The 12,323-nt window shown below is 62.8% G+C and carries 10 protein-coding genes and 1 rRNA gene; 7 read left to right on the top strand and 4 right to left on the bottom strand.

Annotation, left to right across the window (positions count from 1 at the left end; genetic code table 11):
• The first annotated feature begins 93 nt into the window (after positions 1-93).
• Together ACMGFL_RS14930 and endA are read left to right on the top strand one after the other, a co-directional pair.
• On the top strand, positions 94-840 hold the full coding sequence (locus ACMGFL_RS14930; RefSeq protein WP_436936325.1) for a DUF91 domain-containing protein: 747 nt from the start codon (positions 94-96) through the stop codon (positions 838-840).
• A 45-nt stretch (positions 841-885) separates the two neighbouring features.
• Positions 886-1,941, top strand: a complete 1,056-nt coding sequence (gene endA / locus ACMGFL_RS14925; RefSeq protein ID WP_436936324.1) for a tRNA-intron lyase — start codon at positions 886-888, stop codon at positions 1,939-1,941.
• 26 nt (positions 1,942-1,967) lie between these two features.
• Here endA and ACMGFL_RS14920 read toward each other — a convergent pair whose 3' ends face one another.
• Together ACMGFL_RS14920 and ACMGFL_RS14915 are read right to left on the bottom strand one after the other, a co-directional pair.
• On the bottom strand, positions 1,968-3,005 hold the full coding sequence (locus tag ACMGFL_RS14920) for a ferredoxin--NADP reductase (protein WP_436936323.1): 1,038 nt from the start codon (positions 3,003-3,005) through the stop codon (positions 1,968-1,970).
• An 80-nt stretch (positions 3,006-3,085) separates the two neighbouring features.
• Entirely contained in the window at positions 3,086-4,696 is a 1,611-nt protein-coding gene (locus ACMGFL_RS14915) for a tryptophan--tRNA ligase (RefSeq protein ID WP_436936322.1), read from the bottom strand.
• A gap of 445 nt (positions 4,697-5,141) precedes the next feature.
• Here ACMGFL_RS14915 and pheS point away from each other — a divergent pair, with 445 nt between their 5' ends.
• From pheS to ACMGFL_RS14900, 3 genes are all read left to right on the top strand, one after another.
• Positions 5,142-6,644 (top strand): phenylalanine--tRNA ligase subunit alpha, encoded by a 1,503-nt coding sequence (gene pheS / locus ACMGFL_RS14910; RefSeq protein WP_436936321.1) that lies wholly within the window; start codon positions 5,142-5,144, stop codon positions 6,642-6,644.
• Positions 6,644-8,362, top strand: a complete 1,719-nt coding sequence (gene pheT / locus ACMGFL_RS14905; RefSeq protein ID WP_436936320.1) for a phenylalanine--tRNA ligase subunit beta — start codon at positions 6,644-6,646, stop codon at positions 8,360-8,362. Before pheS ends, pheT begins: the two co-directional genes overlap by 1 nt.
• A 65-nt stretch (positions 8,363-8,427) precedes the next feature.
• Entirely contained in the window at positions 8,428-8,952 is a 525-nt protein-coding gene (locus ACMGFL_RS14900) for a type IV pilin domain-containing protein (RefSeq protein WP_436936319.1), read from the top strand.
• A 74-nt stretch (positions 8,953-9,026) separates the two neighbouring features.
• Here ACMGFL_RS14900 and ACMGFL_RS14895 read toward each other — a convergent pair whose 3' ends face one another.
• Positions 9,027-9,224: a hypothetical protein gene (locus tag ACMGFL_RS14895; RefSeq protein WP_436936318.1), complete on the bottom strand. Its 198-nt coding sequence runs from the start codon at positions 9,222-9,224 to the stop codon at positions 9,027-9,029.
• A gap of 227 nt (positions 9,225-9,451) precedes the next feature.
• On the opposite strand from ACMGFL_RS14895, the gene ACMGFL_RS14890 reads away from it, so the two are divergent.
• Positions 9,452-9,763 carry a non-histone chromosomal MC1 family protein gene (locus tag ACMGFL_RS14890; protein WP_436936317.1) on the top strand — a complete coding sequence of 104 codons (312 nt, stop codon included), beginning with the start codon at positions 9,452-9,454 and terminating at the stop codon, positions 9,761-9,763.
• A 54-nt stretch (positions 9,764-9,817) separates the two neighbouring features.
• On the opposite strand, the gene ACMGFL_RS14885 is transcribed toward ACMGFL_RS14890, so the two are convergent.
• Positions 9,818-10,063, bottom strand: coding sequence for a DUF8593 domain-containing protein (locus tag ACMGFL_RS14885; RefSeq protein ID WP_436936316.1), 246 nt, complete (start codon positions 10,061-10,063; stop codon positions 9,818-9,820).
• Positions 10,064-10,852: 789 nt separating this feature from the next.
• Between ACMGFL_RS14885 and ACMGFL_RS14880 the strand changes: the two genes are divergently transcribed.
• Positions 10,853-12,323, top strand: a 16S ribosomal RNA gene (locus ACMGFL_RS14880).

Raw genomic sequence — 12,323 nt, 5'->3', positions numbered from 1 at the left:
GGGTACAGGAGCTACACCTATTGTCATCGGTTCGATGCCCGATATTCCTCGAACTGCCACAGCTTTATATCCGATCACGGAACCAATCGCCGTATGCCCGAGACGACCCGCGTCATCGCTGGCCGCTGTACGACCGTTTTCGAGGGGTCTCGCGAACAGGAACAGCAGGGAGAGATGCTCGTTCTCGTCAAGCCCGATGGAACCGTGCTGGTTCACGACGTGGACGGGTACCAGCCTGTTGCATGGTTGACCCGCGCCGAATCAGTGACCGTCACCGACCACACCGTCGTCGCACAGGATGGAGAGCAATCGCTGGAGGTCCGAATCGACGACGAATACGCGAGTCACGACCATCCAACCGGTGAGGCAGGCCACCCCGTCGGAACGTGCCCGAGTTGTCACGGGTCACTGCTCCGGAGCGACGGTCGCGTGTTCTGTCCCGACTGCGACCACAACTTCGGCCTGCCATCGCAGGCGACGGTGCTCGATACGACCTGTTCGGAGTGTGGTTTGCCGCGGATGCGCGTCGAGCGTGGCGACGAGTTCGAACTCTGTGTAGACCGACACTGCGAGTCACTCGACCGCGCGGTGGACGCACGATTCGACCGGGAGTGGCCGTGTCCCGCCTGTGACGGCGACCTGCGGGTGCTTCGCCGGGGCGGTCTCATTCTGGGATGTGAGGAATACCCCGACTGTGAGACGGGCTTTGCCGTTCCCAAGGGGATTCACGACGGTGACTGCGCCTGCGGTCTGCCAGCCTTCGAGACGCCGACAGGCAGGCGCTGTCTGGACAGCACCTGTTCGGAGATGTCGTCCGACCGCCGTTCGGAGGAGGTGTAGAGACGCAATCACAGGGGCTTTACTCGCGCCCGACACAGGCGGGATATGGAGTGTACGTTCGACGGCGACCGGGTCCGGGCCGGAACCGACGCCCGCGAGCAGTTCTACGATTCGCGCGGCTACGGCCGCCCCCACAACGGTGCCCTCGAACTCGCGCCGGTCGAGGCGGCCCACTTGCTCTATCGCGGCGACATCGAGCGCGTCCGCGACGAGCGACCCGAGACGGCTCAGTATCTCGATTTCGAGTCACTCCTCGACACGGTCGTCCGTGCGGTCGATTTCTTCGTCTACCGCGAACTCCGGGACCGGGGCTTTTACCTCTCGCCTGTTCGCGAGGGCTGGGTCGACGATATCGACCAGTTTGCCGAGGCCGATTTCGTCGTGTACCCTCGCGGCGAGGGGCCGTGGGACGACACAGTCGCGTACCGGGTGCGCGTCGCGAGCGAACGCGAGTCCATCCCGGCTGATTCGCTCCTGGCACTCGCCACGGGGGATCCGACCGGCGTCCTCGCAGTTGTCGACGAGGAAAGCGAGGTCACGTACTTCGAGTGTGACCGGCCGACGATGACTGGGTCGAGCCATCACGACCTGTCCGCAACTTCGGGAACGTTGCTCGAAGACCGAGTCCTCGTCGAGACGCCGCCGGACGCCCTCCACGAGCGGGCGTTCTACGGTCAGCCACTCGACCACGAGGACGACGCTCTGCAACTCTCGCTGATCGAGGCGACCCATCTCGCGGGCCGTGGGCTACTTTCTGTCGAGGGCGGCGAGCTCGCGCTGCTGGAACGTGGCCGTACAGTCGAGGGTGACCGATTCGACCGTAGGCTCGCGGTCTACGACGCGCTCCGGACGGCAGGGATCGTCCCGAAAACCGGCTTCAAGTTCGGCGCGGACTTTCGCACCTACGCACACGTCGAGTCGGTCGACGACCTCGGCCACTCAGAGCGCCTCGTTCGGGTCTGTCCCGCCGACCACGTCTTCGACCCGCGGGACCTGGCGCTCGACGTTCGCCTCGCTGGCGGCGTCCGCAAGCAACTCGTCTGTGCGCTCGTGGCGGACGACGACATCGACTGGCTCTCCGTGGGTCGGCTCACGCCCTGACGCTCGTCGCGTGTGACGACTCCGCGCTACCCGAACCCTTCGGATTCGATTCGCTCCGGTGGTACCCCGAGTCGCTCCACCGCACGGACGAGGCTGAATACCATCGCGTTGATGCCACAGGCGTAGACGTCCATGTTGGTCGGGTCGAGGCGGGCAGTCACGTCCGAGTCAGGACCCTCGCGGATCCAGCGTTCGAGGCGCTTGCCGATTGGCGCGGTCACGGCGCGCTCGTCCGTGTGTTTCAGGAGTGCGTGCTGGACGTAATCCGACTCCCCGTCCCAATCGGAGAGAATTGGTTCGCGGCTCAGACACGGGACGAAATGGAAGTTGTCGTGCTCGCGCTGGCGCTCGCGAAAGGCCTCGCGATAGGGCAGGTCGTCGAGCCACGCCGTGCCGAGAAAGAGCCAGATATCTCGCTTTTCACCGGCGAACTCGTCACGTCCAGTCTCGAAGAGGTAGTCGATCATCCCCTTGAACGGCGCGACACCGGTGCCCGTCGCGAGAAAGACCATATCGCGGGGCGACCGGTCCTGCAAGACGAGTTCACCGTAGGGCCCGCGAACCGTCAGCGTGTCCCCGACGTCGAGTTCGTCACAGAGCTGGGGCGAGAGCTTGCCGCCGGGCACTCGCCTGACGCAGATTTCGAGTTCGTCCTCGATCGGTGAGTTCGCAATCGAGTACGCGCGCGGAACGTCGTTGTAGGTCAGCCCGACGTACTGCCCGGCGAGAAAGTCGATGTCCGGTTCGAATCGCGCCCGGACGAGCATCGGCTTGGGGCGCTCGTAGCGCTCGGTCAGCGTCGCAATCTGGCGCCCGAGTTCGGGGTCCCCCGCCTCGGCAACCTGGGCGCTGAGTCCCGCCCAGTCGTCCGGACCAGACACCGGGCCGTAGTCGTCGTCCAGGTCCGTCGCTTCGAGCCAGTGGTTGATCACCCCTGTCACCTCCGGCCTCCGGTCCTCGTCCATTCGCTCGACGTCTGTCACTTCCGCCGACTGGGTGATGAGCGGCAACTCACCCATCGCGTCGTGCTGTGAGACGTACTCGCGAACCGATGTCTCGACCATATGTGCGCACATAGGGCTCGTGTCGTATAGTTCCGCGCCCGTCGAGTCGTCGGTCCGACAACGAATCGACCGGGTCGATGCTATCGGTGCTCGGCCACGTCGAAGCTGATGTCGAGTTCGTCGAGATGCTCCTCCCACTCCGCGCGTTTCTCCTGATGGTCTTCGAGAAACTCCTCCATCAGCCGTGCGGCCTGCTCCTTGCAGTCGCCACAGAGGCGCTCGCCGCCGACGCACTCGTCGTAGACCTCCTTCGCGAACTCGTCGTCGTCGCCCGCGAGCAGGTACGCGTACAGTTCGTACACCGGACACTCGTCGGCCTCGCCGCCGAGTTCGCGCTGTTCCTCCGCGGTTTCGCGCCCGCCGGTGGTCGCGCTCTTGACCTTGTCGTAGCCGTCCTCTGGGTCGTCGAGCAGGCTGATGTGCGAGGCGGGGATCGACGAGGACATCTTCCCGCCGGTGAGGCCCGTCATGAAGCGATGATAGATCGACGTGGGCGCGAGAAAGCCGTAGCCGCCGTGGTCGATAGCGACCTCCCGGGACAGCGCCTCCGCCTCCTCGCGGGAGAGATCGAAGGTGTCGATGTGCTCGTCGTAGACGCGCTTCTCGCCGTCGACCGCTTCGATGAACGCCTCGAAGGCCTCCTCGGTCGCGTTGCGGTCGACGATCCGAACCCGCGGGCGAAGCGGTTCCTTGCCCGCCTCCTTGAGCATCGTGATCGTCGAATCGAGCGTCGTCGCCGCGACGTCGGTCGCGCCGGGTTCGCGCTCGCCTTCGAGCAGGTTCGCCGCGTCGCTACACCGGATGGTCTCGTCTGGATGGCGCTCTGCGAGGCGGTCGTAGGCGTCTGCGATGAGCGCGCGCTCGGCGTCGTCGGCCTCGAAACTCGCGTAGGCTTCGGTGACGCCGAAGTACTGTACTCGCGCGGCGAGATCACGCGAGAGGCGGATGTGCGGGTCCTGGTCGGGGCCGACCGGGATCACCGTCGGCTTCGGCCCGTCGAGTTGCGGGTAGAGGATGTCGGCCATCTGGGTGACCACCGACTGCATATGCGAGACGTCGGTCTCGCCGTCGAAGTCGTAGATCGCCTGCAGTTCCGAGAAGTTCGCCTCGATGCCGAGTTCGAAGGCCAGGTCCTGCACCTCGCGGTTGGTGGACTGGCGGTACAGCCGTCCATCCTCGGGGTCGAATCCGAGCGCGAGCAACGAGAGGATGTAATCGCGGGCGTGTTCGTCGATCTCTTCCCACGTCAGCCCGCGGGCGCTGTGGGCTTCCAGATCTGCGATGAGGGCGTACGCATCACCACCCTGCTGTTGATGCCAGATGATCTCGTCGAAGACGAGTTTGTGTCCGATGTGTGGGTCGCCGGTCGGCATGAACCCCGACAGGGCGGCGAAGGGTTCGCCTTCGGCCATCGCGGCCGCCACGTCGCGGTAGTTGCGGTGGCCGAAGATGACGCCACGGCGCATGAGGTAGTGCGGGTCGTCGAGTCTGTCGACCATCTGGTCGAACGCCTCGATGCCGAACTGCTCGAAGAGCTTGCGGTAATCGGAGACGGTCGAAGACCCCCACGGGTCGAGCGCCACGTCGTCGACGGCTCCGCCGTCTGTTCGATACCCGGCGCTCTCCGCGTTCGGTTCCCCCGACCCGTCCGGCGTGTCCCCCGCTGTCGAGTCTGACGATTCGTCGGTCATTACCACAGTATCGCGCCGACGCGCGCAAAAAGCGTTCGCTTTGGCTAGGACGGGTTGCAGGTGTCTTTGCTAATTTTATTGAGGGAAACCCAAGACCAAGAAAGCCCCGAGCCGTTGGACTCGGGCGACTCGCTGCGCTCCTCACCCTTTGGGTTGCGGTGCTTGCATCGTCGTCCGTCGACCAACGGCTCGCCCCTTTCAGTCCCGCCCGATTCGGCTGATTGGCCTTTGTACGTGGGTGGGACTGAAAGAGGCCATCTGTTCGAGGAAGGCGGACGAAGCAAGCACTGAACCGAGCGAAGCGAGGGAAGCGCGCAGCAAGTCCCCCGACTCGAACAGACGGGGGCTTTCTTGGTGTTCATAAGATCAATCTCTACTCTTCTTCCTAGTCGATGCGAGTGAGAACCGTTAACTGGCCGACCAGCGGTGTATGTGATAACAACCGATGCGATTACCACAGGCACAGGTCGCGGTCCTCGAAGCCGCGACTGACCGAACCGACCGACCGATCGCTGACATCGCGACCGACACAGACCTGAAACCCGAAACCGCGACCCGGGCGGCGTTCGAACTCGCTGAGGAGGGGCTGGTCGAACTCACCGAGGAAACCGTCGAGGACATCTCCTTGACTGACGAGGGCCGAACCTATCTCGATGCCGGGCTTCCCGAAATCAGGCTGTACGAGGCCGCAGTCGCCGCCGGTGGCGAGAGCGTTCAGATGGGTGAGGTGCTTGGACGGGCCGAACTCGACGGCGAGGCCGTCGATATCGCGCTCGCGAACTTCGCTCGCAAAGGATACGGCGAGGTCGAGAGCGGCAACGTTCGACCCGACCCGGATGCCGACCCCGATAGCGACGAGGAACTGACCGCGCTCGCGGCGCTCGACGCCGACGAATCGGTCGCCGACGAGGACGTTCTGGACCAACTCGCAAGTCGGGGGCTGATCGAGAGGACCGACCGGACGGTTCGACGCGTGCGACTGACCGACGAGGGCGTCGACGCCCTCGACGCTGGCGTCGAAGCCGCCGAAACAGTCGACCAACTCACACCGGAACTGCTCACCAGCGGCGAGTGGCAGGACGTGGAGTTCACCGAGTACAACGTCGCCGCCGAGGCCGAGACGACCCCCTCCGGCCGGAAACACTCGCTTCGGCAGATGGCAGACCGCGTGAAGGACGTTCTCGTCGGGATGGGCTTTCAGGAGATGCAGGGGCCGACCGTCGACGCCGACTTCTGGATCAACGACTGCCTGTTCATGCCACAGGACCACCCGGCGCGCAACCACTGGGACCGATTCGCGCTCGAACAACCGGAAGAGATAGACGAACTCCCGCCGGATCTGGTCGAGCGCGTCGAGTCTGCCCATCGCGAGGGCGTCGGCGCGGACGGCGACGGCTATCACTCGCCGTGGGAGGAATCGTTCGCCCGGAAACTCGCGCTCCGCGGACACACGACCTCACTCACGGCTCGCCATCTCTCCGGGGAGGCGCTCGGTGAACTAGAGCCACCCCAGCGATTCTTCAGCGTCGAGAAGGCCTACCGCAACGACACGCTCGACGCCACGCACCTGCTCGAGTTCTTCCAGATCGAGGGGTGGGTCATGGCCGAGGAACTCTCCGTTCGGGACCTGTTTGGCACCTTCACTGAGTTCTACGAGCAGTTCGGCATCACCGACATCGAGTTCAAACCCCACTACAACCCCTACACGGAGCCGAGTTTCGAGCTGTTCGGTCGCCATCCGGAGACTGACGAACTCATCGAAATCGGCAACTCCGGCATCTTCCGTCAGGAGATGCTCGAACCGCTCGGCGTCGACTGTGACGTGATGGCGTGGGGACTCGCGCTGGAACGGCTCATGATGCTCGCGACTGGTGCGGAGGACATCCGCGACGTGCACGGCACGCTCGTCGATCTGGACTACCTGCGAACCGAGGAGGTGATCTACTGATGCCAGTCGTCGAAGCTGACCCCGACGAACTCCGTAGACTGACCGGCCACGAAGAGATCTCCGACGACCAGCTCCGCGAGGACCTGTTCGGGCTCGGACTCGAATTCGAGGGGCTGACCGACGACGGCGAGTTCCAGCTCGAATTCGCTCCTGACCGACTCGACCGACTCTCGATCGAAGGGATCGCCCGCTCGCTGCGGTATCAGTACGGCGATGCCCGGGGCGTGTACGTCCCCTCGACCAACGACGCCGAGTGGACGATAGAAGTCGACAGCCCACCAGAAGAGCGACCGTATGTGACCGGCGCAGTCGTCCGCGGGCTGGATCTGGACGAGGCGGCCTTCGAGTCGCTCATCCAGTTACAGGAGAAGCTCCACGCGACGATGGGACGACAGCGCGCGAAGGGCGCAATCGGCGTCCACGACCTGACGATGCTGAAAGGCGCGCCGGGAACCGGCGGCGAGAAGTCGATCCGCTACACGAGTGTTGACCCCGACGACGAGCGTCTGGTTCCGCTCGAAAGCGACGAGGAGATGACGCTCCGGGAAGTCACCGAACGCCACCACATCGGCACCGAATACGCGGACCTCGTCGCCGACATGGGGCGGTATCCCGCCATCTACGACGCTCTCGGGTTGTTCTCGTTCCCACCGGTGATAAACGGACAGCGGACGGAAGTGACCGAGTCCTCGCGGGACCTGCTCATCGAGATGACCGGCACCGACCAGTGGACGATAGACCGGATGTGTGCGATCGTCTGTTATTCGCTTGCGGCACGCGGCGCACAGGTCGAGCGAGTCACAGTCGAGTACGAGGCCGACACGCCAGGCGAGTACGCTGGCCAGCGACTCGACCGCCCGGACTTCGAGATCCGGACGAAGACGGTCACGCACGACCGCATCGAATCGATCCTCGGGATCGATCTCGCCACCGACACGGTCGTCGACTGTCTCGAACGCGCGGGACTCGACGTCGAGACCGACGGCACGGACTATCGGGTCGAGATTCCGCCCTATCGCGTCGACGTGCTCCATCCCCTCGATCTGATCGACGACATCGGACGCGCGTACGGATTCAACGAACTCGAACCGCGATACCCCGACGTGTCGACGGTCGGGGGCCGCCACGAACGCTCCCGACTCGAAGACGCCGCCCGCGAGACGCTCGTCGGACTGGGCTTCGAGGACCTGTTGAACTTCTACATGACGAGCGAGGCCGACAACTTCGAGCGGATGAACGTCGACCCCGGCGACGACGTCGTCGGCGCTGGCCGTCCGGTCACGATTCAGGAACCGTACAGCGAGGAGTACACCATCCTGCGAACGTGGGCGCTCTCCTCGATACTGCTCGTGCTCGAAAACAACACCCACCGCGCATATCCGCAGGACCTCGCGGAGATTGGACTCGCTGCCCGCGTCGACGAGAGCGAGAACACCAACGTCGCCGAACACCGCACGGTCGCCGGGGCGCTGGCCCGTACGGACGCCTCCTACGAGGACGCCCGCGCTCGCCTGCAGACGCTCGCCCGTGCGTTCGACAAGAATCTGGAGACGCCCCCGACAGAACACCCCAGTTTCATCTCCGGCCGAACCGCCGATATCCGCCTCGACGGCGAGTCAGTCGGTGTCATCGGCGAGATTCATCCCGAAGTGCTGGTCGAACACGACCTCGAACTGCCAGTGGCGGCCTTCGAGTTCCGGCTGGATGGCCTGCAGTAGTCTTTGTCTGGTCTCCCATCAGAGCTATTTGCGCTCCACGACAACAGCGATCCGAGGAACAGGGCGTGAAACGTGACCAGACCCGCCCGAGCGAACCGACGCGTCGGTCGAGTGCATCCGGCCGCGGTTCAGCACCGGTCATCGGTGACGTGTTGTTAGTCGGTGTTGCGCTTCTGTTCGCTGTGATAGCGACGATTACCGTGCTCAACCTTACCGGTCTCCTCGTGGAGGACGCTCCGGTCGCGAACATCGAGTTCGAGTACGAGTCGGACGTGAAATCGACGTATGCCGACAGCTTCAACACGACGAACGAGGCTGGCCAGTACGACGGGCTGTTGACGATTACACACACGCATGGCCGGACGATTCCGGCGAAGGAACTTTTCGTCGACAACGTGTCGAGTCTCGCTGGCAAGACCTCGTGGGCCGTGACCGTGGCGACGGGCGACGGTCCGAGTTACACGCGCACGCAGCGGGTCGGGGCCAGTGACCAGCTCGAAGTCTGGGTCCGCACGACCGATCCGGTACAGATCATCTGGCTGTTCGAGCAGGATCGTGAGGGGCTGGTGCTCGCGGAGTGGGAGCACTAGTCCGCCCGATCTCGCCATCTGACAAATCGCCAGTCAGGTCAGTCTGGTCGTTGTACTGTGTCGTAAACGCCTCGTTAGAAATCGTGTTGCACGTCGTCCTGGTCGGCTTTCTGGATGATTATCTTGTTGTCCCGAACCCGGACGAACACCTCGTCACCGATCTCCATCCCGGCTACGGCAAGTTCGTCCTCGTGGAGGTTGAGATGTACGTTGTGATACTCGCCGTCCTCGTCTTTCGCCCCGCTGGGGCTGAGCTTCTTTTTTCGCACCATCGCGGCTATCTAGTCCGTCCTTCACCCCACCAAATACTTAAGCTTACCGCGCTGGTCTACTGCGCGCGAGCGTTTTGGTCCCGAACTACGCCCGGAATTCACCCCGCAACGAGCGGTTTTGGCGCCGATCCTCCCGCTCCATTTATAAACTACCCGCAGAAGGCGGTCGATTCAGGGGGTATATTTATATTGGGTCGTGTGCTGAATTGACATGGAGCGGTGAAACCATGGCACCCGACAACGATAAGCGCAACTTTGCGCTCCGAACGAACGATGGTGAAGAGACAAGCGTATTCTCCGGCGGGACGCCCCGTCAGGCAGCACTGAAAGCGGCGCGACGGCTCGACCCCGCGGACTCGGAAGCGGATGCCGACCCCGAGGAGATCCGTCTCCGCGAGAAAGGCACCGAGAAGGTCCACGTGTACGAAGGCTGGGCATGGGAAGAAGATGCACCGGACGACAAACCTGACTGGATGCCAGGCGAAATCACGAAGGGCAACGTATCGAAGGAAGGCGTCGAACACCTCGACGAGATCTGAGGCGATCTCGTCGATCTTCTCAGCGATGATACGGCCGATGAGCGACGTGGCTGGCTACAGGTCAGCGTGGACGCGCAGCTCTGTGTCCGTGACCGTTTCGACGCTGTCTGCAGGTACTGTGATGTCGTCGGCGTCCGCGTCACCGAACCCAAACCCCTGTACGACGGACTCGGCAAGTCCCGGCTCTGGCTCGACGTACGCCTCCTGTGCGTCTGGGTCGACTTCGGTGACGATCCCGATCTGTTCACCCTCGACGTCCATGAGGAACTTCCCCTCGTCCTCAGTTGACAGTACAGTCACAGTTACGTGTTCCCGTTCGGCTTGTATATATATTCGGAACTCAGACAGAGCGCAGGACTGATAGGCGTCAACTCCGTTTCGTGAGGTGCGTGGCTCTCACCCGCCGGGACTGTACGCACGCGCGTGGGATGACCGGCAGGCCTCCGGCCACGCGACAGTTTCGCTGACCGACACGCTTCTACAGCACTTGCTCTCTGCGCCCCAGCACTCGACCGGTCGGTAGTGCTCGCTCGACCGCTGATCGGGACAACAACCCGACACGAATCCGTGGCGTGAGAGCGCATGGCGAACAGGGATTGCTTCGACGGGCTTAATACCAGCCTGCCTCTGAGAACGTAATGCGATGGTCGGTCGGGTCACGCTGGCCCGCCAGGCCGGATCGCATCCGATGCCCTTAAGTATAACAGGGCATTCGGAACGGATGCGAAAAACCGCTCACGCTGGTCGGTTCCGACGCCGTTCGGAATCGGAGCCCTTAAGTGTAATAGGGCGTTTCGGTGTGATGCGAAGGAGGTCTGGTTCGGGTCGAGGAAACCCGGCCGACGCTGGACCACGACGATGCCAACTCGAAGGGTTTAAGACCCTATCTGGCATACGATCTGGTCCGAACGATATGAGGATTCCACCCCTGCGGTCCGCCGTATAGATGGGATCTGATGTTAGCTCTGGTAGTTCGGTGACACCTGGTCGATCGACCGAGTGTGCCGAACTTTCGATAGCAACACACGTCATGTGTGTTCAACACACAATACGTGTGTTTCCCGCCTACCGCCCACTTCACGTGGGCACATTCCGGTTGATCCTGCCGGAGGCCATTGCTATCGGAGTCCGATTTAGCCATGCTAGTCGCACGGGTTTAGACCCGTGGCGTATAGCTCAGTAACACGTGGCCAAACTACCCTGTGGACGAGGATAACCTCGGGAAACTGAGGCTAATCCTCGATACAGCTTCCGTCCTGGAATGGTGGAAGCTGGAAACGTTCCGGCGCCACAGGATGTGGCTGCGGCCGATTAGGTAGACGGTGGGGTAACGGCCCACCGTGCCAGTAATCGGTACGGGTGATGAGAGTCAGAGCCCGGAGACGGTATCTGAGACAAGATACCGGGCCCTACGGGGCGCAGCAGGCGCGAAACCTTTACACTGCACGACAGTGCGATAGGGGGACTCCGAGTGCGAGGGCATACAGTCCTCGCTTTTCTGTACCGTAAGGAGGTACAGGAATAAGTGCTGGGCAAGACCGGTGCCAGCCGCCGCGGTAATACCGGCAGCACGAGTGATGGCCGATCTTATTGGGCCTAAAGCGTCCGTAGCTGGCCAGACAAGTCCGTTGGGAAATCTGCGCGCTTAACGCGCAGGCGTCCAGCGGAAACTGTCTGGCTTGGGGCCGGAAGACTCGAGGGGTACGTCCGGGGTAGGAGTGAAATCCTATAATCCTGGACGGACCGCCGGTGGCGAAAGCGCCTCGAGAGGACGGACCCGACAGTGAGGGACGAAAGCCAGGGTCTCGAACCGGATTAGATACCCGGGTAGTCCTGGCCGTAAACGATGTCCGCTAGGTGTGGCGCAGGCTACGAGCCTGCGCTGTGCCGCAGGGAAGCCGTGAAGCGGACCGCCTGGGAAGTACGTCTGCAAGGATGAAACTTAAAGGAATTGGCGGGGGAGCACTACAACCGGAGGAGCCTGCGGTTTAATTGGACTCAACGCCGGACATCTCACCGGCACCGACAGTGTGCAGTGAAGGTCAGTTTGATGAGCTTACTGGAGCCACTGAGAGGAGGTGCATGGCCGCCGTCAGCTCGTACCGTGAGGCGTCCTGTTAAGTCAGGCAACGAGCGAGACCCGCATCCCTAGTTGCCAGCAACACCATTGGTGGTTGGGTACACTAGGGAGACTGCCGCTGCTAAAGCGGAGGAAGGAACGGGCAACGGTAGGTCAGTATGCCCCGAATGTGCCGGGCAACACGCGGGCTACAATGGCCGAGACAGTGGGATGCGACTCCGAGAGGAGGAGCTAATCCCCGAAACTCGGTCGTAGTTCGGATTGAGGGCTGGAACTCGCCCTCATGAAGCTGGATTCGGTAGTAGTCGCGTGTCACTAGCGCGCGGCGAATACGTCCCTGCTCCTTGCACACACCGCCCGTCAAAGCACCCGAGTGAGGTCCGGATGAGGCCACCGCACGGTGGTCGAATCTGGGCTTCGCAAGGGGGCTTAAGTCGTAACAAGGTAGCCGTAGGGGAATCTGCGGCTGGATCACCTCCT

Origin of the sequence: Halovenus marina (assembly GCF_051414115.1) — an archaeon.
In the GTDB taxonomy this organism is placed as follows: domain Archaea; phylum Halobacteriota; class Halobacteria; order Halobacteriales; family Haloarculaceae; genus Halovenus; species Halovenus marina.
Note: the sequence above shows the minus strand (reverse complement) of the source record. Positions and strands in the feature narration are given on the sequence as shown.

What these genes read in the sequence shown, in the direction of transcription:
- ACMGFL_RS14920 (WP_436936323.1), bottom strand. Translation starts at nt 3,005, where the DNA reads ATGGTCGAGACATCGGTTCGCGAGTACGTCTCACAGCACGACGCGATG.
- endA (WP_436936324.1), top strand. Translation starts at nt 886, where the DNA reads ATGGAGTGTACGTTCGACGGCGACCGGGTCCGGGCCGGAACCGACGCC.
- ACMGFL_RS14915 (WP_436936322.1), bottom strand. Translation starts at nt 4,696, where the DNA reads ATGACCGACGAATCGTCAGACTCGACAGCGGGGGACACGCCGGACGGG.
- pheS (WP_436936321.1), top strand. Translation starts at nt 5,142, where the DNA reads ATGCGATTACCACAGGCACAGGTCGCGGTCCTCGAAGCCGCGACTGAC.
- ACMGFL_RS14890 (WP_436936317.1), top strand. Translation starts at nt 9,452, where the DNA reads ATGGCACCCGACAACGATAAGCGCAACTTTGCGCTCCGAACGAACGAT.
- pheT (WP_436936320.1), top strand. Translation starts at nt 6,644, where the DNA reads ATGCCAGTCGTCGAAGCTGACCCCGACGAACTCCGTAGACTGACCGGC.
- ACMGFL_RS14930 (WP_436936325.1), top strand. Translation starts at nt 94, where the DNA reads ATGCCCGAGACGACCCGCGTCATCGCTGGCCGCTGTACGACCGTTTTC.
- ACMGFL_RS14895 (WP_436936318.1), bottom strand. Translation starts at nt 9,224, where the DNA reads ATGGTGCGAAAAAAGAAGCTCAGCCCCAGCGGGGCGAAAGACGAGGAC.